Origin of the sequence: Pantoea sp. MBD-2R, from assembly GCF_039134845.1 — a bacterium.
Lineage (GTDB): Bacteria > Pseudomonadota > Gammaproteobacteria > Enterobacterales > Enterobacteriaceae > Erwinia.
This window is the reverse complement of the sequence record NZ_CP152417.1, coordinates 1422379-1447488: the sequence shown is the minus strand read 5'-3', so window position 1 is coordinate 1447488 and position 25110 is coordinate 1422379. Positions and strand designations below refer to the sequence as shown.

The following is a 25110-nucleotide window of genomic DNA, read 5'->3' as shown; positions in this document are numbered from 1 at the left end:
CCCTGTGCTGGCACCTTAGCAGACTATACTTTCTGGTCGACGCCCTTTTGCGTCGTAACAGGAGAATAAGATGTTGGGAACCCTTCCACCCTGGCGCCTCGCCGTCCGGTGGCTACTTGCCGTAACTTTTTTACTTTTTGCAGCACAGACTCAGGCCGTATCGTTACCTGCCGCTGCCGTTGCAGCCTCTCAAACCCAGTCCGGTAGTACGCAAGAACCCAGCGTCGATGAAAAAAAAGCTGCGTGGGCCGCGCTGGCTAATATTTTGCAAAACGATCAATCCCGTCAGGAATTAATCACCCAGCTACGTTCCGCTGCCAACAGCCCGTCCGATACCAAAGCGCCGGTGCTGACGCCACCGGCCGAAGAAGAAGATAAAACGGTGCTGGAAAGCGTAACCGACGTCAGCCGCCATTTTGGCGGTGAGTTTTTGAATAAGTTTAAAAAACTCCACCGCAATATTGTTAGTGCGCCTCATAAACCATTCAATCACAATACTTTCTTTAATGCGCTGAGCCACTTCGCTATGCTGGCCGTTGCGCTTTTTGCCTTTTACTGGCTGATTTGCCGGGCAATCACGCCGGTTTATCGCCGCATGGGCCAGTGGGGACGCCAGAAAAATAGCGATCGCACGAACTGGCTGCACCTGCCTGCGATGATTATTGGAGCCTTTATTCTCGATCTGCTGCTGCTGGCTCTGGCGCTGTTTGTCGGACAGATGCTCAGTGACTCACTGAATGCCGGTAGCCGGACTATTGCTTACCAACAGGGGCTGTTCCTCAATGCGTTTGCACTGATTGAATTTTTCAAAGCCATTCTGCGACTCATATTCTGTCCCCGCTACCCACAGCTGCGCTTCTTTCATCTTGCGGATGAACGCGCCTTCTACTGGAACACGCGCCTGAGCTGGCTGAGCAGCGTAATTGGTTATGGTCTGCTGGTGATTGTGCCGATTGTCTCCAATCAGGTAAATGTGCAGGTTGCCGCACTGGTGAATATCGTGCTGATGGGGCTAATTACCGGCTGGGCGCTCTATCTGATCTTCCATAACCGACGCAGTATCCAGCAGGATCTGGGCCGTCTGGCCGATCGCTCAATGAGCTTTTTTTCGCTATTTATCAGAGCATTTGCTGCAATCTGGCACTGGCTGGCGAGTGCCTATTTTATCGCGCTGTTTCTGCTATCCATCTTCAACCCGGGCGACAGCCTGAAATTTATGATGTCTGCGACGGTTCGCTCGCTGGCCATTGTTGGTCTTGGCGCGCTGGTTTCCGGTATTCTCAGCCGCTGGATATCTAAAACTATCATCCTGTCGCCTGAACTGCGCCGCAACTATCCCGAGCTGCAAAAACGGGTCAACAGCTGGATTTCTATGATGCTGAAGCTGGCACGAACCCTGACGGTATTTGCCGTCAGTCTGCTGCTGCTCAATGCGTGGAACCTGTTCGATCTCTGGCACTGGCTGACCGTCGGCGCTGGCGTAAAAATGGTCGATGTGATTATTCGAATCGTGATGATCCTGTTCTTCTCGGCGGTGGGCTGGACGCTGCTTGCCAGCCTGATTGAAAGTCGGCTGGCCTCGGATTCACACGGCAGGCCGATGCCCAGTGCGCGAACTCGTACGCTTCTCACGCTGTTCCGCAACGCACTGGCGGTGGTGATTAGCACCATTACCATTATGATCCTGCTGTCTGAAATTGGCGTGAATATCGCGCCGCTATTAGCCGGTGCGGGCGCGCTGGGGCTGGCGGTCTCGTTCGGTTCGCAAACGCTGGTGAAGGATATTATCACCGGTATTTTCATTCAGTTTGAAAACGGCATGAACACCGGCGATCTGGTGACCATCGGCGCGATTACCGGCACCGTAGAGCGGATGTCGATTCGCTCGGTGGGGGTCCGCCAGGATACGGGCGCATATCATATTATTCCCTGGTCTTCGATAACCACGTTTGCCAACTTTGTGCGTGGCATCGGCTCGTTTGTCGCTAACTATGATGTCGATCGCAGCGAAGACAGCGAACGCGTTAACGCGACGCTTAGGGAAGCGGTTGAGGAACTGATGCAGGATGACACCATCCGCGGCATGGTGATTGGCGAGCCGAACTTCGCCGGGCTGGTTGGGCTGACGAATCAGGGCTTTACGGTTCGTGTCTCCTTCACCACGCAGCCGCTGAAACAGTGGACCGTACGCTTTGCGCTCGACAACAGGGTGAAGAAGCATTTTGATGCGGCAGGAATTAAAGCACCGCACCAGACGGTGCAGGTGATGCAAACCGGCAGCGAGCTTGAAGGCGCTGCCAGCCTGCCATCACTGCCCGCGCCGGGACAGTAACGTGACAATTTAAACGCGAGACATCTGACGTTCGCGAGCCGGTTTTTCCAGGAAAGTCCAGGCGATAAACCGGCTCTGTTTCTGTCCCTGCGCCATTTCAACGGTACGGAAGGCGGCTACCTCGGCGTCTTCCAGCGCACGCCAGATTTCCGGCAGGTTTTCTTTGCGTGAGACCAGTGAGGTAAACCAGACAACCTGACGGGCAAAGGTCTGGCTTTCGGCAATCATACGCGCGATAAAGGCTTTTTCGCCCCCTTCGCACCACAGCTCATCCTGCTGGCCGCCAAAGTTCAGCGGCGAATTTTTTGCCAGGCCCAGGTTACGAACTTTACGCTGCGTTCCCTGCTGTGCCTCGCTGGCCGACGCGTGGAACGGCGGATTGCAAATCACCGCGTGATACTGTTCATTTTTATGAATAATGCCGCTGAAGATGGCCTGAGGATCTTTCTGGCGACGCAGGCGAACGCCACGATTCAGACCAGGGTTGGCTGCGATAATGGCATTTGCCGAGCGCATTGCCTCTTCGTTAACTTCACTGCCGGTAAAGCGCCAGTCATATTCGCGATAACCAATTAGCGGATAGATGCAGTTCGCGCCACAGCCAATGTCCAGCACGTTAATGTTGCGTGGCACAACGGAGCGGTTATCTTCTGCCAGCAAATCCGCCAGATGATGGACGTAATCGGCACGGCCCGGCACCGGCGGACAGAGAAAACCATCGGGAATGCTCCAGTTTTCGACCTGGTAAAAATGGTGCAGCAGCGCCTGATTCAGCATTTTCACCGCCGCCGGATCGGCAAAATTAACTGACTCATCGCCATACTGATTCACTGCCACAAAGGCGGCCAGCGGCGGATGGCTGGCAATCAGCGCAGGAAAATCGTAGCGGCCACGGTGGCGGTTACGGGGATGAAGCTGGCTTTTTTCGGCGATGTTTTTCATGAACGACTCTCTTATCTGAAGGCACGTAAGATACCTGCTACGGTAAAGATCGTAAACAATTCCCGGCTTTTTTCCTTGTTCAGACCCGCTACTATAAAATGACTGATCTTATTTTAAGGAGTTCCAATGTCGCGTTCACGCCACTCTTATCAACCCCGCCTGGGCCACGGCCTGCCGCACGACCCGCTAAATGCGATTATTGGCCCGCGCCCGATTGGCTGGATCAGCTCACAAAGCGCCGCTGGCGTGCGTAATCTCGCGCCTTACAGTTTCTTTAACTGCTTCAATTATCAGCCGCCGATTATCGGTTTTTCCAGCCAGGGCTGGAAAGACAGCGTGGCGAACATTGCTGAAACCGGTGAATTCGTCTGGAATCTGGCGACTCGCGAGCTGGCCGTGGCGATGAACGAAAGCTCCGCTTCCGTCGCAAGTGACCAGGATGAGTTCGCCCTTGCCGGGCTGACAGCCCTTCCCGGTACGCAGGTGAACGTCAGTATGGTGGCGGAAAGCCCGGTCAATTTCGAATGCAAACTGACCCAGCTTATTCAGTTAGAAGATGCCAGCGGCAAAAAATTAGAGCAATGGATGGTGCTGGGGGAAGCGGTGGCTATTCATATCGATCATCAACTGCTTGAAGAAGGGATTTATCAGACCGCCAAAGCGAACCCTATTTTACGCGCTGGCGGTCCGAGCGCCTACTATGCGATCAGTGAGGAGTTACGCTTCGATTTAGTCCGCCCGGATGCCCGTAAATCCTGATGAGCCAAACGATGCCTGCATCATGATATCAGCAGCCAGAAGCACCCGCTTCTGGCTTTTTTGGTATGCTGTCCGTTCACCCTTTCCGCAGTCATGGAGCGATAATGAAAAGAATTGCCATCGATATGGATGAAGTCATCGCCGATTTTCACCCTAAAATGGTCACAACCGTTAACACGCATTTCTCGCTGGAACTGGCGCATCACGATCTGAATTTATTCGATCTGCGTCGGGATAAGCCCGAGATGTTGCAGGAAATATTCACGCTGGTGACGGATGACGAAGATTTCTTTGGCGATCTGGATGTTATCGCCGACAGCCAGCGCGTTATTGCAGAACTCAGCAAGCACTATGAGATATTTATCACCACCGCCGCAATGGAGATCCCCACCTCTTTTAACGCGAAATTTCGCTGGCTGAAAAATCATTTTCCGGCGATCAAACCCAGCAATATTGTATTCTGCGGCAACAAAAGCATTATCAATGCTGACTATATGATCGACGATAACGCGGTGAATTTTGAAAACTTTCGTGGTGAAGGCATTCTCTACACCGCGCCGCATAATGTGCAGGTTACCGGCTATCGCCGGGTAAAGAACTGGCAGGAAATTGAAATGCTGCTGCTTCCGGAGAACGGCTTATCACGATGAGAGGCACCTGTCTTTCTGTGTTACCTTAATTTAGCTTGATTGATTACCGCCAGCAGAGGAGTGAAGGTTTAATGATCCCCGTTTCGCTGATTGAAGAAGCCACCCAGTGGCGCAGGCAGTTTCACGCATGGCCGGAACTGGGCTATTACGAACATCAAACTTCACGTCAGGTGGCGGAACAGCTGCGAGCATTTGGGCTCCAGGTACATACCGGACTCGCCGGAACCGGCGTGGTTGGCACGCTGGAAAATGGCCCGGGTCCGGTTATCGGCTTTCGTGCCGATATGGATGCGCTGCCCATCACCGAACTGGGCGATGCGGCCTGGCGCTCCGCTCAGCCTGGCGTGATGCATGCCTGCGGCCATGACGGCCACACCGCCATGCTGCTGGCAGCGGCCAAACATCTTAGCGCCACGCGTAATTTCAGCGGCACGCTGCATTTTGTGTTCCAGCCTGCGGAAGAGAACCTGGGTGGCGCACGTAAAATGGTTGAAGACGGTCTGTTTACGCTGTTCCCTATGGACGCCATCTACGGCCTGCACAACTGGCCCGGACTGCCGGTTGGGCATCTGGCAGTCAACAGCGGTGCAATGATGGCCTCGCTGGATGCGTTCGAAATCACCCTGCGCGGCAAAAGCTGCCATGCCGCGATGCCGGAAAATGGCGCGGACCCGATCGTTGCCGCTGCGCAACTGATTCTGGCGCTGCAAACCATTCCTGCCCGCCGACTTTCTCCGCTCGCCTCGGCGGTGGTCAGCATCACTCAAATCAACGGCGGCGAAGCGATTAACGTTATCCCGGAAAACGTTGTGCTGCGCGGCACGCTGCGCTGTTTGCAGAGCGATGTCCGGGTCAACGTGCGTAAGATGATTGATGAGTTCGTGACGACCTTTACCTCACCGATGGGCATTGAAGGCACTATTCAGTATCTTACTGATTACCCGGTCACCCGTAATCATCAGGCGGAAGCACAAAACGTGCGGGACTGCGCGTTGTCGCTGCTGCCGCCGGAGCGCGTGCACTGGGAAATTAACCCGTCGATGGCTTCAGAAGATTTTGCCTGCATGCTGGAAGTTTGCCCGGGAGCCTACTTCTGGCTGGGTGCCGATGGCGCAACGCCGTCCGCCCCTTTGCATAACGCCCGTTACGACTTTAACGATGCGCTGATTGGCGAAGGGATCTCTATCTGGACACGTCTGGCGGAAAAATTACTGCCGCTAAGATAATGCCCGGGCGGCGAAACTGGCCGCCTGGGGTTTTCGTTGAGCGCATTGATGCGCTCGGAACGACAAAAAATCTGCCGCCTGAAAAATCAAAGGAATGAATGATGTCAGGAATCAAAACCGTTCAGCTTACGATGCTGGCACTCTGTATTGCTATCAGCTCTTCTCTGGTCAACGCCTCGCAAAAAAAACCGCACTGAATTATCGCAGGTTCCCACGTTTTCACTGGGTATGAATGGTTTTGCCGGTGAAATATCGCCCGGCGAGCGTATTTATACCGAAATCCTTCGCGGTCCACAGGCAGCAGCTGATTTTAAAAGCATTTTAGAATCTGCCGATGCCACGCCCGAGGCAAAACTTTATGCCCTCCGTGGTCTGAAAAGCCAAAATATCGACTCAGATTATCTGCGAAAATTTATGGAAAACACAGCGGATGCCGCCGTGCTCACCGGCGATGTGCTGAGGAGAATGCCTTTTCGGGAATTAGCGGAGCGTATTATTGATGATGCTGACAAATGCGGTAAGCAGTAGACATGGCCCTGCCGGGAGTCTCTCGTGCAGGGCATGCAGGCTTGATCTTAGTAACCCGCTTTAGCAATCTGTTCCAGCGCGCTTTCCACATCGCTTGCACGGCCTGTAGCAACGTAGCAGCAGGCGATCTGCTGGCGCAGCGACTGTGGCACCGGGACTTCACGGTTCAGGCAGCGCTTGATCCAGTCAGCGGTGGTCTGTGCATCTTTGGCTTCGGGTAATGCATCACGCGCGATGCCGCTCTCTTCCTGACGGGGCAGCAGCACTTCTGGCTGCTCGCCAGCAATCAGGCTGATTGCCGGGCAGCGCTGCGGATTAGCATACACTTCGCCTTCGGTGCCGTTCAGCAGCAATGCCCGGCCGCCAATCGCCTGAAAAAATTTTCCGACTCGCGCAATATATTCCGGGTGCGAGACGCTGGAGAGACGCAGCGCAGCATCTTCGCCAAACGGCGTCACCAGCTTAGCCAGCGTATGAGCACTGTTCCGTACGCCCATCCGCCAGCGCAGCGAGAGCTGTTCAGCCAGCGGCGGACAAAGCGAGGCAACCGACATAAACACCAGCTTTCCCTGCTCCAGACGCTGCTGCGCCTGCTCCGCACCGCTACTCGCCGTGATGCCCAGCCCGGCGAACACCGCTTCGCTGGTGACACGCGTCGGGTCATCGCTGACGCCATGCACCACCACCGGAAAGCCTAACGCGGAAAGCAACAACGCCAGCAGCGGCGTCAGGTTGCCCTGTTTACGGGCGCCGTTGTAGCTGGGAATAACAATCGGCATCGGTAAACTGGCCGGCGGCGTTAAGGTAATTACGCGTTCCTGCATCGCCTGATAAAAGCCGAGCATCTCCTCCTCGCCTTCTCCCTTGATACGCAGCGCAATCAGGATGCCGCCCATTTCCAGCTCGGGCACCGCACCGTCAAGCATCTGCCGGTAAAGATCGCAGGCGGTAGTGAAATCGAGATCGCGGGCATGATTTTTTCCACGCCCGACTTCTTTGATAATTTTTGTGTATTCCATGCTTCTGCTCTTGAGTTGTTAGCGACGACGGCGCACGGCTTTTTTCGTTTTCAGCAGCGGGCTGGCCTTGGGCAGTTCCCCTGCGGGCATAGCCGGTTGTTCAATCGGAAATACCGGCAGCGCGCCCAGCAGACGCGCGCCATAGCTTTTGCTCAACAGGCGTCCGTCGTAAATGATGATTTCGCCAAAACATTCATGACTGCGGATCAGTCGGCCAACCTGCTGAATTAAGTTAAAAGAGGCGCTTGGCAGGCTTTGGACTTCAAACGGATAACGCTTCAGGCTTTTCAGCCATTCGCCCTCGGTCAAAATAACCGGACTGTCCACCGGGGGGAAAGCAATTTTATGAATATGCACCTGCGAAAGCAGATCGCCTTTCAGATCCAGCCCCTCGGCAAACGACTGCAAACCGACCAGCACGCTGGTTTCACCCTGCTGCACTTTTTTACGATGCAGCGCCACCAGCGCCGGACGCGGTTTGTCACCCTGTACCAGCATCATCAGCCGCAGCTCGGGCAGATAAGCAATAAATTGCTGCATTGCCCGGCCGCTGGCAAACAGCACCAGAATGCCTTTGTGCGCGCCCTCTTTGATCTGCTGGCGGAAAAAATGCGCCATTTCAGCCAGATGCGCGACTTCATTAGCCAGCATCGGCTCATAGCGCATCTGAGGAATAATCAGCTTGCCCTGGGTGACGTGGTTAAACGGCGAATCCAGCGCGACGAAACGGTCGCCCACTTTTTCACTCAGGCCAGCCATTTCCTGTAGGCGCTGAAAGCTGTTCAGCGAGCGCAGCGTCGCGGAGGTCAGCACCACATGGGGAATTTTGCGCCACAGCAGTTTTTCCAGCTGGTCGCTAACGCGGATCCCGGCACAGTGGAACAGCAGATGCGGATTGCCTTCGCGCAGCTCTCGGGTCACCCACTTCGATACCGGTGCGCCGGAAGCCTGTTCCATTGCCGAAAGCCGCCACAGCTTGGTGCTGGCTTCAAACCAGCCAAGCGCGCGGTTCATTTGCAGCAGCGTGCGGTGCAGGCGCACCACGTCAAACTGCCCGGTCTTTTCACTCAAATCGTTCATCAACGCTTCAGCCAGCCCGCGCAGTCCGTCACTGAGCTTAAACAGCCGCGCGCAAATCGTCATCACCTCTTCCGGCAGCCGCCCCATTTCAAAACGGTATTCCGCTTCCTGCGGATCTGCCGGCAGGAGCTGGTTGAGGATCTGCGACAGCTGCTGAAGCTGCTCGCGCACCTCTTCACAATGTGCCTTCAGCCGCTCAGGATTACTGAGATTCGGCGGCCTTTTAGGACGGAACTGCGCCATACACTGTTCAACCAGGCGGCAGAACAGGTCAAGCTGAAGCGTGCTCCAGGCGGGCGTAATGTCGCCGCTCATCTCCAGCGCATCACGGGCAACATCCGGCAGATGATGGCCTTCATCCAGCACCAGCAGCAGATTCTTCGGCGGCGGCAGTACCGACTCCGTTTCCAGCGCCGCCATCACCAGCGCATGGTTCGCCACTACCACATCGGCATTTTCAATTTCCCGGCGTGCTACATAAAACGGGCATTCCCGGAACCAGTGGCAGTTGCTGCCGAGACAGTTGGCTTTATCAGTACTCAGGCGCTGCCAGAGCGAATCATCAATGGTCTCTTCACAGTGGTCGCGCAGACCGTCCCACTGATGACGATTGAGGTTTTTTTCAAGCGACGTGCAAAGCTCGCGCTCGTCTTTGCTGGCGGTCATACGATCGTCAAGAAACAGCAGCAAATCGCCCTGCTTCTCTTCATCGGTTGCCAGCGCGGAGAGATTCCGGGGACAAACATAGCGCCCGCGCCCAAAGGCCGCGGTAAATTGCAGATCGGGGATGATCTTTTTCAGCAGCGGCAGATCTTTACTGAAGATTTGATCCTGCAACGCCACGTTTGCGGTACTGACCACCAGCGGCTTCTCCTCCGCACGGCTCACAGCAATTCCCGGGATCAGATAGGAAAGCGTTTTCCCGACGCCCGTAGGCGCTTCAATCGCCAGATGACGGCCATCGTCGCCGGCCAGCGTTTTTGCCACTTCGGCAATCATCTGCCGCTGCGGCGCGCGGGGAATAAAATCGGGAATTTGCTGCTGAAGGGCTTTGTACCACCCAGCGATTTGCGCTTTTAACGCGGCATTTAACGCCATGACGACCACTTTTTTCTAAAACGACCTGTATTTTTACACAGTACGCACTTTACGTCAGCACTTCATGTTTAATCCTTCAGCACGGCACGCAATTTTGCCTCATCACGGAAGGCGCGCAGAAGTGGTTCACGGCTGCGGCCACGCCGGGAGATCAGCGAAAACATTGCCTGATAGCTACATCGTTCGGCCGCAATTTTACGGGCGCTGGTGAAAAAACACGGGCCGGTGGGTCTGATTCATGTTGATGCCCACACCGATACCAACGATGAAATGTTTGGCGAAAAGATCGCTCACGGCACCACCTCGCAGCTGGCCGCCAATATTCTTTATGAAATGCTCTGCGTGCTGCCAGGCGTTAAATTCAACCGCTGACGTCGCTGGCTTTCGCCATGCCCAGACGGCCAATAAAAGGCAAGCGCAGCGCCGGAGAGCGGACATCCACGCCCAGGTTAAAGGCCAGAATGTTGATTTCAACACCTTCCTGCGCGCCAATCGTAAAGCCCAGCGCGCCCAGCAGGGAAACCTGCAAACCTTTACCGGAAGGCGGCAGGCCAATCGGATGGCTTAGCGGGCGGAAGTCCTTGCCAATGGCATTCGCCGGAAGATCCAGCTTCAGCGCGGGCACTTCTCTGCCGATATGCGCTAAAAAGGTGTTGCTGTTAGGGCCTGGCCAGACGCGATAAGTGTGTGGCCAGGGATAGCTGGCAATAGCGGCTTCAATATGCGGGATCATCGCTTCCGCCGCCGCGCCACGGTGTTCCACCAGCAGACCCGGTTTAGCGCCGAACCAAAAACCATCTGGCAGCGCATAGTTCTGGCGTATCACATTGCTGCTTCCCCAGCTGACCACCTCATAACGGTGATATTGCGTCTCGCCCGCTTTCTTAAAAATAATCCACGGATGCACGGCGAGCAGACCGCGCCAGCCAAAGGTGGGTGCCGCATATACCTGCACAATCGCGGTGTCTTTATAGTGCAGTGCATCGGGTGCCAGCCCGGCGGAATCCCGACGAGCCGTTGACCAGTTCTGACCGGTTAACACCACGCCGCTGTGGGTGGCTTTAACATAGCTCTGTGCGAAAGAGAGCAGCAGCACGCAGATAAAGCTGATACTGATGACTTTGAGATAGAACATATTTTTGGGTGTATCCGACGGTAACGAGTGGCATAAAAGGGGATCGGTGGGCAGGCAATCCGCGACAGCACCTGCTCAGGATGTGACCAGAATCACATTACTGGCAACAGATACTGCGTTCAATCATTTTTTACGCAAGACGCACTATTCGCCTGGCGTTAAAAACTTGTACATCACCGTGGTGGCATCCAGTATGCCCTCCGTCGATAACACATAAGCCGGGATCTGCCCGCTGATTTGCCAACCCTGCGCCAGGTAGAGCTGTTCAGCGACGTCACCGGAACGGGTATCAAGCACCAGCAGCGAGCGGTCTGCCTGGCGAGCAAGATCTTCAGCTCGCTCCAGCAGCGCACGCGCAATGCCCTGTCGCCTGGCGGAAGGATGCACCAGCAGCTTGGCGATTTCGGCGCGATGGCTGCCGTTCGGCATCATGCCCAGCACCACAATCACCGTCGCCACAACTTTTCCCTGCTGGCGCGCCACCAGCAGCTTTTTTTCGCCTGCTGCCAGACTGCTTATTACGCCTTGCCAGAATGCGATCATGGGTTCAGGATCGGTGCTGATAAAGCCTATACTTGCTCCTGTAGCGACACAGCCGCTCAGGACATGAAAGAGCTCGTCGCGCACTGAATCAGCCTGCTCAGCATTTAGTAATAGATAGTCAATGTTGTTCATTAGCGGTCTGCCAGAAGTGCATATGGACGCCGGACGAATCAGACGCATGAAAGCGTTACAGCTTATGAGATATAAAGTTTTTCACGCGTTACATCAACTTGTACAACCAAATAATAGTTGTACAACAATAAAGAGTTCGATACGGTTAAGGGAGTGGAATAAGGTCTGAGGGTATGAATGACATTATACAGTATTGGTGATGTTGCTGAACGATGCAGGATTAATCCGGTCACGCTTCGGGCATGGCAGCGTCGCTACGGCTTGCTGAAACCCGCGCGTACCGAAGGCGGACATCGTCAGTTCGACGATGAGGACATTCAGCGCATTGAAGAGATTAAGCGCTGGATTGAAAGCGGCGTTCCTGTAGGGAAAGTAAAAGCGCTGCTGGAAGGCGAAAACGTCAATATTCATGATGGCTGGGTAACGCTTCAGGAAGAGATGATGACGGTTTTGCGCCACGTAAAACCCTCCAAACTCCGGGCGAAGGTGGCTTCCACCGGGCGGGAGCATCCCGCCGATGCGCTTATCGATCACGTATTTATTCCGATCAGACAGCGGTTGGGCCTGGATCAGAACACGGCAAGAGCGATGTGTAGCCTGCTGGACGGCATCCTGATTGATTATGTCGCCTTCTGTCTGACCGGCAGCAGAAAAAAAGCCGGTAAAGACGCGCTGATTATTGGCTGGGGAACAGATGACCGCACCCGGATCTGGCTGGAAGCCTGGCGGCTGTCGCAGCAGGGATGGCGTATGGACGTGCTGGCCGAACCGCTGGAGCTGCCTCGCCCTGAACTGTTTCCCGGACAGCAGCTGTTTATCTTTACCGGTAAACCGCTGACTCGCCGCCAGCAGGAACAGATGTCGCACTGGCAGGAGCAGGGGTTTTTAGTCACGCACCTGAGCTGATTTCCTCCGTTTATGCCGTTATAAAAGCCAGCAAAGGCTTAACCCTGAGGGGCGAAAAACGTTATACTTCGCGTCTTCCTTTATTTGCAAACGAGCGACGGCATGAACTGGCAAAAAATTGGGGTGGTCTGCATCTTTCTGATGATGGCGCTGGGCGGTATTGGCGGCGTGATGTTAACCGGATACACCATCCTTATTCGTTCCTGAACTGCCTTAACAGGCGCTCAAACAGGCGATCGGTAATCACCGCCAGCAGCGCCATCAGGCAGGCTCCCTGTATAATCCAGGCGGTGTTAAACCCGCTCAGGCCAATAATTACCGGTGAGCCAAGCGTTTTCGCGCCCACCGTTGAGGCTATTGCCGCCGTGCCGATATTCACGATTGTTGAGGTGCGAATGCCAGCAATAATCACCGGTGCGGCCAGCGGCAATTCCACCCTCAATAACACCTGCCAGGGTGTCATTCCAGCGCCTTCTGCGATCTCACGGACGCTGGCCGGAACGGCGGTTATCCCGGCGAGAGTGCCCTGGAGGATCGGCAACAGCCCATAAAGCACCAGCGCAATCACCGCCGGCTCTTTACCAAATCCGATAAGTGGAACGGCGACAGCAAGCACCGCAACCGGTGGAAACGTCTGTCCCGCCGCGACCAGCGTTTCCACCGTGGATCGAAAGGCTTTCCCCGCTGGCCGCGTCACCGCTATTCCGCATCCCATCCCTGCCACAACGGCAATCGTGCCGGAAAGCGCCACCAGTTCAATATGCGCCAGCGTTAGCTGCCAAAAACTGTCCTGCTGATAGACTGGCCTTTCCAGCTCGGGAAACCCTCTGGCAAAAAGCGGGCCGCTCAGCGGCAACAGCGTCACAAAAGCGATAAAAAACAGGATCAGCCATATCAGGGGATCGCGTAATAACCGCATCTTAGTCTCTCCGTGGCCGGATAAGATCGGCAAAATGCAAGACGCCAAGCGGCTGGTGTTTAACATCCATCACCGCCAGACGATCGGTTCGCCGCGCAATAAACTGTGACAGTGCTTCACGTAGCGTGGTGGTTTCGACAATCGCCTCCTCCTGAAGCCATTCGCCGCGCCGCGCCGCTGAACCCGCGTTTTCGAGCGATAAAAGCCGGATGCCCAGCTCGCTGCGCCCGAAGAAATCCCGCACAAACTCACTGGCTGGCTGCGTCAGCAGCTGTAGCGGCGTGCCCTGCTGCACGATTTTCCCCTGATCCATTAACACCAGCCGATCGGCCAGCGTCAGCGCCTCGTCAACGTCGTGCGTCACCAGTACAATCGTTCGGCCAGAGATCTGGTGAATACGCGTAATTTCCTGCTGTAATGCCGCCCGCGTAACCGGATCCAGCGCGCCAAAAGGTTCGTCCATCAGCAGTATTTCGGGATCGGCTGCCAGCGCCCGCGCCACGCCAACACGCTGCTGCTGACCGCCAGAAAGCTGATGCGGATAACGCTGGCGTAGCGATTCATCCAGATGCAGCAGCGCCAGCAGTTCACTGACGCGCTGCCGAATCTGTTGCGGCGGCCATTTCAGCAGGTTTGGCACCGTGGCGATATTTTTTTCTACCGTCCAGTGAGGAAACAGGCCCGTCGACTGAATGGCATAGCCCATCCGGCGGCGCAGCGTCTGAGGATTGATCCGGCGAATATCCTCTCCCGCCACCTGAATAGAGCCTTCGTCATGGGGAATCAGCCGGTTGATCATTTTCAGCGTGGTGGATTTGCCCGAGCCGGAAGTGCCAATCAGCACCGTAAACTCGCCTTTGGCGATATGCAGCGTCAGTTCACTGACCGCAGCCTTATGCGAAAAATATTTGCTGACCCGGTCAAAGGTAATCATGGGCGAGCCGCCTCCACCGCGGTAATAACGAATTTAAATAAGCCATCGGCAATCACCGCCATTGCCACAACAGGAATGACGCCCAGCAGCACCAGTTCCAGCGCGCTGCTGAACAAGCCCTGAAAAATAATCGCACCGAATCCGCCCGCGCCGATCAGCGCGGCCACCACCGCCATGCCCATTGTTTGCACGGTAAGAACCCGTAATCCTGCCAGCATCACCGGTAGCGCCAGCGGCATTTCGGCTTGCCAAAAAATCTGGCTGCGCGTCATCCCCATTCCCCAGGCGGTTTCCGTCACCTCACGCGGCACATTTTGCAACCCGGCCACCACGCTTCGCACCAGCGGCAACAGCGCGTAAAGCACCAGTGCAATGAGCGCCGGTGCCACCCCAATCCCGCTGACGCCCAGCGTTTTAAGCCAGGGAAATTGTCGCGCAAGCCCGCTTAACGGTGCAATCAGCAGGCCAAACAGCGCCACGGAAGGGACGGTCTGAATGATATTCAGGACGGGAAAAACCGCAGACTGAACGGCCTGAAAGCGATAGCAGCACCAGCCGAGCGGCAGTCCGATAAGCAGCGTTGGTAGCAGCGTACCGAACAGCAGCAGTAAATGACGACTCAGCGCCTGATCGAACACTTCCTGGCGGTTGGCATACTCTTTCAATAGTGCCAGCTGATCGAGCTGGCCGCTGGCAATGATAACGATGACCGGTAGCCAGATTTGTCCATTAAGCAGCAGCCGCCACAGTGCGTGTGAAGTCAGGTGAGAAATCGCCTCGGCAGCAATTAACAGGCTCAGCGCGATGGATAGCCAGAAACCGCTGCCAAATGAGGTTCTCGCCAGCTCACTGCCCCGCTGCGCCAGCAAACCCGCTTCACGGCCGCTGGTGATAAGCAGCGCCATCAACAACAGTTCACTGCATATCAGCATCAGCCCGAGGCTGACTCTGCTCTGAGGCAGAAAAACCAGCGCTATCAGCAATCCGGCCGGGAACAGCAGCAGCAGCCCATTTCCCTCCAGCAATTGCGGCACGAACAGCGGCTGCCCGGAGACCAGGCGATTCGGCGCCCAGTTAAGCAGCGGCAATCCGGCCGCGAGAAGCAGCAGAAGTGCCAGCGTCAGTACAACGCGATTATGAATAGTGAGGCGCAAAATTTCCCCGACGGCTCAGGCTGGTGGTTGCCGCGTTACAGCATTTTTTGCTGCCGGAGGTAGTCCGCCGCGACTTTCTTAGCATCCATCCCTTCTACAGCAATGCGCGCGTTGAGCTGCTGAAGCGTTTTCTCATCCAGCGAGGCGAAAACGGGCTTCAGCCAGTCGCCAATCTGCGGATACGCTTTCAGCACCGCACTGCGGATCACCGGCGCAGGCGCGTAGATTGGCTGCACGCCCTTAGGATCGCTCAGCGTTTGCAGGCCAAGCGCGGCTACCGGGCCATCGGTTCCATAGGCCATGGCCGCATTGACGCCAGAGGTCTGCTGCGCCGCCGCTTTCAGCGTCACCGCGGTATCACCGCCCGCCAGCGACAGCAGCTGATCCTGACTCAGCTTAAAGCCGTATGCCTGCTGAAAAGCGGGCAGCGCATCGGCGCGCTCAATAAACTCTGCGGAAGCCGCCAGCTTAAAGGTGCCGCCATTTTTCAAATATGCGCTGAGATCCTGAAGGGAATTAAGATGATTTTTTTGCGCGACGTCGCCACGTACGGCGATCGTCCAGCTGTTATTAGCCGGTGCAGGTGTGAGCCAGATAAGCTGGTTTTTTTCTTCGTCCCGCTGTTTTACTTTCTCATAGCCTGCCTGCGCGTTTTTCCAGGCCGGATCGTGTTCGTCATGGAAAAAGAACGCGCCGTTGCCGGTGTATTCCGGGTAGATATCCAGCTCTCCCGCCGTAATCGCGCCTCTGACCACCTGGGTATTGCCGAGCTGGATTTTGTTAACGGTTTTCACCCCGTGCTTTTCCAACACCTGAAGAATGATATTGCCTAACAGCGAGCCTTCGGTATCAATCTTTGAGCCCACTTTTACCGGTTCCGCTGCCTGAGCGCTGCCCGCCATTGCCAGCGCTACCGCCAGCGCCATGCCGGCAACCCTTCCCGTCAATTTAGCCATTTCCTGGTTCCTTTTTGCCTGGTCAGCTTCAAGAATAGCGCAGTAATTAATCACTTAGTACTTTATTATGACGCGGTGAGTCACGACGAAAACCCGTTCCTGCCGATTTGGTTTTAACTTATAACCAGCCGGAATTTAACTCTGTTACAGGCGGGAGTATTCTCAAAAACTATTTTAATAAATCAGAACACAACATCATGACCGACTTAATTTCTTCGGCGCATATCGCCACGGCAGGGAATATCGCCACTGGCGAAGCTGTCGCTATCCGCCGCGCGGCGGACGTCTCGCATCTGGTAAACACCAGCACGCAGGCCAGAAGTAATGCACGGATTGTTATTGGTATTGCGCTCGGCGGCGTTTTTCTGGATGCCTACGATTTAGGTGCGCTCGCCTTCGGCATGAAAGACGTGACGCGCGAATTTGGACTTTCTCCTGCGGGCGCGGGAATGGTGGCTTCGGCGATCGCTTTTGGTGCCATTGTCGGCGCGCTGATCGGCGGCTATCTCACCGATAAAATTGGCCGTTACCGCGTGTTTATGGCCGATATGTTCTTCTTTGTTGTGGCGGCGCTTGCCTGTGCGCTGGCACCCAATGAGTACGTGCTGACCGCTGCACGTTTTGTGATGGGACTGGGCGTGGGTATCGATCTCCCTGTCGCCATGGCCTTCTTAGCCGAGTTCTCAAAGCTGAAAGGCCGGGGAAATAAAGCGGCCAGCATTGCGATGTGGTGTCCGACCTGGTATGCCGCCATCTCGGTTTCCTATCTGCTGGTACTGTTTTTTTACTCGGTGCTACCCGAGGCGCAGGCGGGCTGGCTGTGGCGAATTATTTTAGGCTTCGGTGCGGTTCCCGCCTTGCTGATCATCGCTATCCGCAGCCGTTATATGAGCGAGTCGCCGGTCTGGGCGGCTAATCAGGGCGATCTGCACGGTGCTGCCGCCATTCTCCGGCACTCTTATGGCATTAATGCGCACGTAGCAAAGGATGCCGATTTAACCCCAGCCACGCCTGCCCGCCGTGCCAGCTGGCGCAATTATGGCGAGCTGCTAAAAGGCGTCTATCTTCGCCGCACCCTGCTCGCCACCGTGACGGCGATTGCTTCCGCTTTCGCTTATAACGCCGTCGCTTTCGGTCTGCCGGTGATTATCTCCAGCTTCCTCGCACAATCCATGCTGACCACCATTTTAGTTTCGCTGGCGCTTAACCTGCTGTTTGCTTTCGTCGGCGGCATGCTTGCTGTGCGTCTGGTGCCGCGCTTCGGGGCATGGAAGATGACCGTGCTGGGCTACTTATGCCAGTTTATTGCGCTGATCGGCCTGGCGCTGATTGGCCGACCGGATAACGGTGGCCAGGCCGCCGTCTCCATCGCCATGCTGGCGCTATTTCTGTTTGGCCAGGGTTTTGGGCCAGGTTCGCATACCATGACTTTCGCCTCGTTAAGCTACCCAACCTCGCTGCGCGGCGTGGGCGTTGGCTTTAACCAGACGCTGATGCGCGGCAGTTCCACCGTTTCCCTGTTCCTGTTCCCACTGCTTTCCGCCACGCTGGGCACCAATGTGTTTTGGGTGATTGGCCTGGCTCCGCTGGCAGGATTAATTGCGCTGATGACCGTACGCTGGGAGCCTTCCGGTTACGACGTGGATGCGGAAGATTTTGCTACGCAGAAGCAGTGATGGTTGGCAACGCATCCTTTCAGGGGGTGTTGCCAGAGAGGCGCGACGGAGTCGGATCACTACCCAGCCTGCTGATGCGCTAAAAAACGCGCAAAGGCCGGCTGAACGCGCGCAAAGGTTAACAGGAACCAGGGCGTAAACCGTTCGGGATGTTGCTGCATCTCTTGCTGGATCTCAGCCAGTGACGCATAGCGCCAGTCGTCCGCTTCGTCCGGGTTGGGCTGGGGTAAGGCATCGCTGAAGGCAAACCAGACGTGCCCATATTCGTGTTCGATCAGCCCATTGCTGAGCGGCAGGTTGTAGCTGAGTTCAAAAGCTGGATGCAGCGTCAGGCGTAGCCCCATCTCTTCAAAAAGTCGACGTTCGGCGGCATCCTGCGTGCTTTCGTCCGGCAGAGGATGTCCGCAGGTCGTATTACTCCACAGCCCGCCACAGTGATACTTGCCGCTGGCGCGCTGCTGGAGTAACAGTTGATGACGGGAATTGAAGACATACACCGTTACCGCACGATGCAGCAACCCTTTTTGATGAACTTCCAGCTTTTCCATTCTGCCGACAGGACGGTCGTGACGATCGACCAGAATGACTTCAATTGCAGACATGCACACTCCTTCAGGAAACTCCGATAATTGTGGCATATCTTCAGTCAGGATGGCTGCACAAAATCGTGCGGAATTATGACAGTACCGGCAATTATTTTGCCGGTTCAACGATCTGCTGGCGTGGCCGGAAAATATGCCCCGCGCCGTAATCCAGCAGGCGATCGATCAGCTCAAGTCCGCCTTTGTCGTCCGCCTCAGCAAATTCACGCTCTGCGGTGGTGACTGGCGATGCCCACAGCAGGTTCACCTTGTCGCCTTCACGCTTTGGCAGCGCGAACCGACTCTCTTCCCGTGCCAGCGCGTGAGAGAGAATAAATCCCTCAAAACCTACCGGCGCTACGGAAGATTGCAGCGTGTGCCCTTCTCCCAGCCAGCTGAGCCGCGCCCAGGGAAAATGGGCGAAGCTGGCGAGCGCACTTGCCATCTGTACCGCGTTTTCCTCGGTCATTACTTCAGCGTCGATGGCCATTGCCAGCTCAACACGTCGGTATTGTGCAGCCAGATCGTCATAAAGGTAGTCGACCCATGGCATCGGCCGAATACTCATGCCCAGCGTCAGAAAGTACCAGCTGCCCTGATGGTAGTGCTGCGAGATGGCCATCGGCGGCCAGTTGCCCTGATCGATAGCGTAATACTTTAGCGATTCGCCATACTGCGCTTCATAGCATTTCAGCAAATCGCGCTGCATTGGCTCCCAAAGATGCCCATCGTGCCAGTCACGCCAGAAATGACGATGCTGCTCGGCACGGGCGTAATAGTCGTTGGTCGAGGCTGAACCCAACGGCGCGGTCAGGCGGTTTTCCCTGATGCAGCCCGCCGAGAAGCTAACCTGTTTTTGCTGATACAAGCTCCAGCCAGGAATGACGGCCAGCAGCTGCCCCTGATACCACAGCGCCGCGCCATCGTCGCTCGGCTCCCAAATAACCTGTAAACCAGCAGGTACCAGCATCGGTTCGGCTTCTAACGTGCGGCAGAACTCGGCGCTGAGCAACGGCACCCTGCCCTGAGCCATCGCTTCGTTGTCTTCCTGCGCGGGCGCGGGCAGCAGGTTTCTCAGCCAGCAGCCGCGCACAGCGAACTCACCGCGAAAAGATTCCGCTGGGCGAATATAGAAATAGGCGGCACGCTCATCCTGTTCAACCGTTGCGATAAGCGTTTGTTGCTGATTGGTAACTTCAGCAATCCGATACGACTGTGTCATAGAGCCTCGACGCTGGGTGTGGAGGGTTCCTGTTTCCTCCGAGAGTAGAGCAGGATCTCCTGTTGTGCCACGTCAGGGCAAGGGAAAGAGTCTCAAAGTTCCCGGCCCATACGCGCCATCGCCCGTGAATAAGCGCCGCGCCGGATACACCAGCGCAGCGCGCCCGCCAGCAATTGCATTCGCCAGCGGATTGGCTGACGCGTATAGCCTGAAAAACGAAAGCCGAACTGCTGCTGCGCCCAGGGCGGCAACAGTTCAATCCCGGCCATCATCATCGTTTTCATCGCCGGACGAGCCTGCCAGCTCGGTGCAGGAGAATTTAATAACAGGGCAAGGACTTCTTTGGTGCGTTCATCGCAGCGCAGCTGTGGCTGCATCGCCTGGAGATAAATCGCCACGCCGCGCGTCGTTTTTGGCACATTTTCGGCACCCAGCGCTTCAGCCACTAGCGCCGCTTCCGCGTAGTAGCGATCCTGATCTTCCAGGCTCAAAGAGGGATTTTTATAACGCAGGTGAGCGGCGAGAAAACGGCTGGTTTCGGCAACGTGAACCCAGGTGAGTAGCGCTGGATCGCTGGCGGCATAGGCTTTGCCCTGCGCGTCCACGCCTTTCACCCGCAAATGGATCTGCTTAACCCGCTCAATGAGCGTCCAGGCATCGGCAGTGTTACCGAAAGTGGTGACGGCAATAAACTGGCTGGTACGCCGCAGTCTTCCCATCATATCGTCGCGAAAAGTGGAATGATCCCAGACGCCAGCCAGCGCCAGTGGATGCAGCATCTGCATCAGCAATGCAGCGATCCCACCACAGAGCATTGACGAAAAATCGCCATGAACCCGCCAGATGACGCTGTCCGGCCCATACAATCCTGGATCGCCTGGCGGCTGGGAGAGGTCGAAATCACTCATCGCCAAACCGTTGAGGCGAAAGACCTGCTGTTGAACTTTATCCCGAAACGAGAGCATAGCGGTTTCCGATAAAAATTATGGCGTAAAAAAGGGGCGAATTAACGCCCCTGAAATCGTTAGCCTGTCAGGCCAGCGGCTTTACTGATAACTAAACTCTGCCTCGCTGGTGCGCGCCGAATCCAGCCCAATCATCACGCTGAATTTGCCCGGCTCGGCAACCTGCTGCATTTTCGCATTCCAGAATTTCAACGCGTTCACATCAACAGGGAAAGTCACGGTTTGCGACTCGCCCGCTTTCAGCATAACCCGTTTAAAGCCTTTCAGCTCTTTAACCGGGCGGCTGATGCTCGCCGTTTGGTCGTGCAGATACATCTGCACCACCGTTGCGCCATCACGGCTGCCGGTATTGGTCAGCGTGATGCTGGCGTTAATTGTGCCGTTCCGCAGCAGGGTTTTAGCCGACAAGCTGACAGGCGACACGTTAAAGGTGGTATAGCTCAATCCATAGCCAAACGGGAACAGTGGACCATTGGCTGCATCGTAATAGTGCGACGTATATTTGTTTGGCTTGCTGGCATTGTAAGGACGGCCGGTATTCAGATGATTATAGTAAATCGGGATCTGACCCACAGAGCGCGGGAACGACATTGGCAGCTTGCCCGACGGGTTATAGTCGCCAAACAGCACGTCGGCAATCGCATTACCGCCTTCGGTACCGCTAAACCAGGTTTCCAGCAGCGCATCGGCCTGCTGATCCTCTTTAACCAGCGTCAGCGGGCGGCCGTTCATCAGAACCAATACCAGCGGTTTACCGGTGGCTTTGAGTGCGGCAATTAATGCCTGCTGCGAGGCCGGAATAGTCAGTTCGCTGCGGCTGGACGCTTCATGCGCCATGCCCTGCGCTTCCCCGACGACGGCGACAACCACATCGGCTTTTTTCGCCGTTTCGACCGCTTCATCCAGCATCTGCTGCGGCGTGCGTGAATCGACGGTGACCGCTTTTTCATACAGGTTCAGGAAGTCCTGCACGCCTTTGTTGTCGGTTGCATTTGCGCCTTTGGCATACAGAATGGTCGCCTTATCCGCCGTCGCATTTTTCATCCCCTGCAACAGGGTAACGGACTGACCCGCTACGCCTGCACCTGACCAGCTGCCCATAATGTCGCGCTGGCTGTCGGCCAGAGGACCGATCAACGCAATGGTGCCGGATTTTTTCAGCGGCAGCGTCTCCAGACGGTTTTTCAGCAGCACAATACTTTTGCGCGCGACGTCACGAGCTTCTGCACGATGTAAGCGGCTTTCCGCGTTGGTATCCGCCGGGTCGCTATTTGCCGGGCCAAGATGGCTGTAAGGATCGTTAAACAAGCCCATATCATATTTGACGTTCAGCACGTGACGCGTGGCATCGTCGATCTCTTTTTCGCTGACCGCGCCGCTTTTCACCAAATTCGGCAGATATTTGCTGTAGTACTCGTCGCTCATGCTCATGTTGACGCCGGACTTGATAGCAATGCGCACCGCGTCCTCGGGATCGCTGGCAACGCCGTGATTCATCAACTCTTTGATGGCACCATGATCGCTGATGGTAATCCCTTTAAATTTCCACTGGTCGCGCAATAAATCTTTCAGCAGCCAGCTGTCCGCCGTTGCCGGAACGCCGTTCAGGGAGTTGAGCGCGACCATCACGCCGCCGCTACCGGCATCCAGCGCGGCCTTATAGGGCGGTAAATAGTCCTGTGCCAGCCGCTGCGGGCTCATATCGACCGTGTTGTAGTCCCGGCCGCCTTCCACGGCACCATAGGCCGCGAAATGCTTGACGCTGGTCATCACGGAATAACGGTCTGCCGGACTTTTGCCCTGCATTGACGCCACCAGCGTACGGCCCAGTTCCGAGGTCAGATAAGTATCTTCACCAAAACCTTCTGATACCCGTCCCCAGCGCGGCTCACGCGTGACGTCGACCATCGGCGCCCAGGTCATATTCAACCCATCGTCCGCCGCTTCGTAGGCGGAAATCCGCCCCACTTCCGCCACGGCATTCAGATCCCAGCTGGCCGCCAGCCCTAACGGGATGGGGAAGACGGTGCGCTGACCGTGAACCACGTCATAAGCAAAAAACAGCGGAATTTTAAGGCGGCTGAGTTGCATGACCTGGTCCTGCATAGCGCGGATATCCTGCCGCGTGACCGTATTAAAAATCGCGCCAACCTGCTCGTGGGCAATCATCTCGCGGATCGCTTCTTTCGGATTATCCGGCCCAACGCTGATTAAGCGCAGCTGACCGATTTTTTCGTCGAGCGTCATTTTTTTCAGCAAAGCGGTGACATAAGCGTCGCGGGCTGCTGGCGTTAAAGGATGGGCCGCGTTTTCCGCGAAGGCAGGCTGCAGCAGAATGGCGGCAGCAAAGCTAACAGAGCAAATCCATTTCATCGTGTTGGTTTCTCTCAGGTAACGGCAGGGCAAGGATTTATCACGAAAAAATCTCAGGGCAGTCAGTGTGCCATAAGTTGAGGATAGCAGGTAGTTTTCAACCGGTGCGGTTGAATACGCTGACGCTGGCACACCGCATCGTTGTTAAGCGGTGCTAAAGTTATGTCGTGCGAAAAAACAGGACAAAGGACATGCAAACAACCTCCCCGTCCAGCAAAACGCTGGTCAACGAACTGGCCCGCATCGTCGGGCGCAACCATCTTCTTACCGATCCCAGCCAGACTGAACGCTACCGCAAAGGTTTTCGCTCAGGCTCCGGCGACGCGCTGGCGGTAGTCTTCCCCGGTACGCTGCTGGAGCAGTGGCGCATCCTTACCGCCTGCGTGGCGGCCGACGTCATTGTATTAATGCAGGCGGCCAATACCGGCCTGACCGAGGGATCGACGCCAGACGGCAACGATTACGACCGCGACATTGTGATTATCAGCACGCTGAGAATGGACAAAATCCAGCTGCTGGACGAGGGGAAGCAGATATTGGCCTTCCCCGGCAGCACGCTTTATCAGCTGGAGAAAATCCTTAAGCCTCTGGGGCGAGAACCCCACTCGGTGATCGGATCGTCCTGCATTGGCGCATCGGTGCTGGGCGGCATTTGTAATAATTCAGGCGGTTCGCTGATTAAGCGTGGCCCGGCCTTTAGTGAAATGGCGCTGTATGCCCAGCTCGATGCTAACGGCAAACTGACGCTGGTTAATCATCTGGGCATCGACCTTGGCAGCACGCCTGAACAGATCCTTGGCCGTCTCGACGACGAGAACTGGCGGCCAGCCGATGTGAAATACGATAATCGCCACGCCTCCGATCACGACTATGCGCAGCGCGTGCGTGATGTACAGGCCGACACCCCTTCGCGTTTTAACGCCGATCCCCGCCGGCTGTTTGAAGCGTCCGGCTGCGCGGGCAAACTGGCGGTGTTTGCCGTGCGGTTGGATACCTTTCCCGTAGAGCCTGCCCAGCAGGTCTTTTATATCGGCACCAACCAAACTGCGGTGCTGGACGAACTGCGCCGCCATATTCTTAGTGAATTTAAAGAGTTGCCGGTTGCGGGAGAATATCTGCATCGCGATATTTTCGATATTGCCGAAACCTACGGTAAAGATACCTTTGTGATGATCGATAAACTCGGCACCGACAAGATGCCGCTGTTTTTCACGCTCAAAGGCCGTGCCGATGCGCTGTTGCGCCGCGTTTCGTTTATCAAACCGAACCTGATCGATCGCCTGCTGCAAAAGGTGAGTAATGTACTTCCTTCTCATCTTCCGCCGCGGCTGAAACAGTACCGCGATCGTTTTGAGCATCATCTGATGCTGAAGATGTCCGGTGCTGGGGTGGCCGAAGCGCGTGACTATCTGACCCGCTATTTTCAGCAGGCGGACGGCCAATTTTTCGAATGTACGCCGGAAGAAGGGACAAAAGCGTTTCTGCATCGCTTTGCCGCAGCGGGCGCTGCCGTTCGTTATCATGCCGTACATCATCAGGACGTGGAGGATATTCTGGCGCTGGATATCGCTTTGCGCCGTAACGATCGCGACTGGTTTGAGCAACTGCCCGCAGAGTTTGACGATGCGCTGGTACATCGCCTCTATTACGGCCACTTTTTCTGCCATGTCTTCCATCAGGATTACATTGTGAAAAAAGGCGTGGATGTCCATGCGCTGAAAGAGAAGATGCTGGCGATTTTGGCAGAACGCGGCGCGGAATATCCGGCCGAACATAACGTTGGGCATTTATATGTCGCCAAACCCCAGCTGAAGGATTTCTATCGACAGCTCGATCCGACCAACAGTTTCAATCCCGGTATCGGCAAAACCACCAAGGCAAAAAACTGGCTGGAATGCAGCTGCGGCAAGCAGGAAAAATGAGAAATTGCCCTGGCCTTTAGCGCAAAAAACCCGCCATTAAGCGGGTTTTTTGCTTTCA

Annotated in this window: 22 protein-coding genes and 1 pseudogene; 10 read left to right on the top strand and 13 right to left on the bottom strand. The window is 55.7% G+C overall.

The annotated features are described in order from the left end of the window. Positions 1-70 precede the first annotated feature (70 nt). Positions 71-2332, top strand: a complete 2262-nt coding sequence (ybiO, locus tag AAGQ96_RS06720) for a mechanosensitive channel protein (protein ID WP_342755116.1) — start codon at positions 71-73, stop codon at positions 2330-2332. A 9-nt stretch (positions 2333-2341) separates the two neighbouring features. Here the strand turns inward: ybiO and rlmF are convergent, their stop codons facing one another. Beyond that, on the bottom strand, positions 2342-3274 hold the full coding sequence (gene rlmF / locus AAGQ96_RS06715) for a 23S rRNA (adenine(1618)-N(6))-methyltransferase RlmF (protein WP_147196484.1): 933 nt from the start codon (positions 3272-3274) through the stop codon (positions 2342-2344). Positions 3275-3400: 126 nt separating this feature from the next. Here rlmF and AAGQ96_RS06710 point away from each other — a divergent pair, with 126 nt between their 5' ends. The 4 genes from AAGQ96_RS06710 to AAGQ96_RS06695 all read left to right on the top strand — a co-directional run bounded on the left by AAGQ96_RS06710 (position 3401) and on the right by AAGQ96_RS06695 (position 6437). Further along, the gene (locus AAGQ96_RS06710) at positions 3401-4033 is read left to right on the top strand and encodes a flavin reductase family protein (RefSeq protein ID WP_342755115.1); all 633 of its coding nucleotides are present in this window, start codon (positions 3401-3403) and stop codon (positions 4031-4033) included. 104 nt (positions 4034-4137) lie between these two features. Beyond that, positions 4138-4683 (top strand): 5'-3'-deoxyribonucleotidase, encoded by a 546-nt coding sequence (locus AAGQ96_RS06705; RefSeq protein WP_147196480.1) that lies wholly within the window; start codon positions 4138-4140, stop codon positions 4681-4683. A gap of 71 nt (positions 4684-4754) precedes the next feature. Further along, positions 4755-5909 carry a M20 aminoacylase family protein gene (locus AAGQ96_RS06700; RefSeq protein WP_342755114.1) on the top strand — a complete coding sequence of 385 codons (1155 nt, stop codon included), beginning with the start codon at positions 4755-4757 and terminating at the stop codon, positions 5907-5909. Between the two features lie 228 nt (positions 5910-6137). Continuing rightward, positions 6138-6437: a hypothetical protein gene (locus AAGQ96_RS06695; protein WP_342755113.1), complete on the top strand. Its 300-nt coding sequence runs from the start codon at positions 6138-6140 to the stop codon at positions 6435-6437. Between the two features lie 47 nt (positions 6438-6484). On the opposite strand, the gene ybiB is transcribed toward AAGQ96_RS06695, so the two are convergent. Next, positions 6485-7456, bottom strand: coding sequence for a DNA-binding protein YbiB (gene ybiB / locus AAGQ96_RS06690; RefSeq protein WP_147196474.1), 972 nt, complete (start codon positions 7454-7456; stop codon positions 6485-6487). An 18-nt stretch (positions 7457-7474) separates the two neighbouring features. Then, a complete protein-coding gene (gene dinG, locus AAGQ96_RS06685; RefSeq protein ID WP_147196472.1) occupies positions 7475-9634 on the bottom strand; it encodes an ATP-dependent DNA helicase DinG in 2160 nt (719 codons plus the stop codon). A gap of 192 nt (positions 9635-9826) precedes the next feature. Here dinG and AAGQ96_RS06680 point away from each other — a divergent pair. After that, positions 9827-9949 (top strand): annotated as a pseudogene (locus tag AAGQ96_RS06680) (arginase family protein); the annotation flags it as partial. 46 nt (positions 9950-9995) lie between these two features. Here the strand turns inward: AAGQ96_RS06680 and AAGQ96_RS06675 are convergent. Both AAGQ96_RS06675 and AAGQ96_RS06670 read right to left on the bottom strand, forming a co-directional pair. Further along, entirely contained in the window at positions 9996-10769 is a 774-nt protein-coding gene (locus AAGQ96_RS06675) for a DUF3750 domain-containing protein (protein ID WP_342755112.1), read from the bottom strand. 144 nt (positions 10770-10913) lie between these two features. Beyond that, positions 10914-11444: a GNAT family N-acetyltransferase gene (locus AAGQ96_RS06670; RefSeq protein WP_342755111.1), complete on the bottom strand. Its 531-nt coding sequence runs from the start codon at positions 11442-11444 to the stop codon at positions 10914-10916. A 177-nt stretch (positions 11445-11621) separates the two neighbouring features. On the opposite strand from AAGQ96_RS06670, the gene AAGQ96_RS06665 reads away from it, so the two are divergent. Then, positions 11622-12350, top strand: a complete 729-nt coding sequence (locus tag AAGQ96_RS06665; protein ID WP_147196465.1) for a MerR family transcriptional regulator — start codon at positions 11622-11624, stop codon at positions 12348-12350. A gap of 102 nt (positions 12351-12452) precedes the next feature. Beyond that, on the top strand, positions 12453-12557 hold the full coding sequence (locus tag AAGQ96_RS06660; RefSeq protein WP_147196463.1) for a protein YohO: 105 nt from the start codon (positions 12453-12455) through the stop codon (positions 12555-12557). Here AAGQ96_RS06660 and AAGQ96_RS06655 read toward each other — a convergent pair. The 4 genes from AAGQ96_RS06655 to AAGQ96_RS06640 are packed head-to-tail and all read right to left on the bottom strand — an operon-like array spanning position 12544 to position 16313. Beyond that, the gene (locus AAGQ96_RS06655; RefSeq protein ID WP_342755110.1) at positions 12544-13269 is read right to left on the bottom strand and encodes an ABC transporter permease; all 726 of its coding nucleotides are present in this window, start codon (positions 13267-13269) and stop codon (positions 12544-12546) included. The genes AAGQ96_RS06660 and AAGQ96_RS06655 overlap by 14 nt on opposite strands. A 1-nt stretch (position 13270) precedes the next feature. Next, the gene (locus AAGQ96_RS06650) at positions 13271-14203 is read right to left on the bottom strand and encodes an ABC transporter ATP-binding protein (RefSeq protein ID WP_342755109.1); all 933 of its coding nucleotides are present in this window, start codon (positions 14201-14203) and stop codon (positions 13271-13273) included. Continuing rightward, positions 14200-15357, bottom strand: coding sequence for an ABC transporter permease (locus AAGQ96_RS06645; protein ID WP_147196457.1), 1158 nt, complete (start codon positions 15355-15357; stop codon positions 14200-14202). Before AAGQ96_RS06645 ends, AAGQ96_RS06650 begins: the two co-directional genes overlap by 4 nt. Positions 15358-15392: 35 nt before the next feature. Further along, positions 15393-16313 carry an ABC transporter substrate-binding protein gene (locus AAGQ96_RS06640; protein WP_342755108.1) on the bottom strand — a complete coding sequence of 307 codons (921 nt, stop codon included), beginning with the start codon at positions 16311-16313 and terminating at the stop codon, positions 15393-15395. 197 nt (positions 16314-16510) lie between these two features. Between AAGQ96_RS06640 and AAGQ96_RS06635 the strand changes: the two genes are divergently transcribed. Continuing rightward, complete coding sequence (locus AAGQ96_RS06635) at positions 16511-17989, top strand: MFS transporter (protein WP_342755107.1); 1479 nt, start codon at positions 16511-16513, stop codon at positions 17987-17989. A gap of 59 nt (positions 17990-18048) precedes the next feature. Here AAGQ96_RS06635 and idi read toward each other — a convergent pair whose 3' ends face one another. The 4 genes from idi to bglX all read right to left on the bottom strand — a co-directional run bounded on the left by idi (position 18049) and on the right by bglX (position 23130). Beyond that, on the bottom strand, positions 18049-18591 hold the full coding sequence (idi, locus tag AAGQ96_RS06630) for an isopentenyl-diphosphate Delta-isomerase (protein ID WP_147196451.1): 543 nt from the start codon (positions 18589-18591) through the stop codon (positions 18049-18051). A 91-nt stretch (positions 18592-18682) separates the two neighbouring features. After that, positions 18683-19792, bottom strand: a complete 1110-nt coding sequence (locus AAGQ96_RS06625; RefSeq protein WP_342755106.1) for a suppressor of fused domain protein — start codon at positions 19790-19792, stop codon at positions 18683-18685. 92 nt (positions 19793-19884) lie between these two features. Then, complete coding sequence (locus tag AAGQ96_RS06620) at positions 19885-20757, bottom strand: oxygenase MpaB family protein (protein ID WP_147196447.1); 873 nt, start codon at positions 20755-20757, stop codon at positions 19885-19887. An 81-nt stretch (positions 20758-20838) separates the two neighbouring features. Then, on the bottom strand, positions 20839-23130 hold the full coding sequence (gene bglX, locus AAGQ96_RS06615) for a beta-glucosidase BglX (RefSeq protein WP_342755105.1): 2292 nt from the start codon (positions 23128-23130) through the stop codon (positions 20839-20841). Between the two features lie 191 nt (positions 23131-23321). Here bglX and dld point away from each other — a divergent pair, with 191 nt between their 5' ends. Continuing rightward, the gene (dld, locus tag AAGQ96_RS06610) at positions 23322-25052 is read left to right on the top strand and encodes a D-lactate dehydrogenase (RefSeq protein ID WP_342755104.1); all 1731 of its coding nucleotides are present in this window, start codon (positions 23322-23324) and stop codon (positions 25050-25052) included. Positions 25053-25110 lie beyond the last annotated feature (58 nt).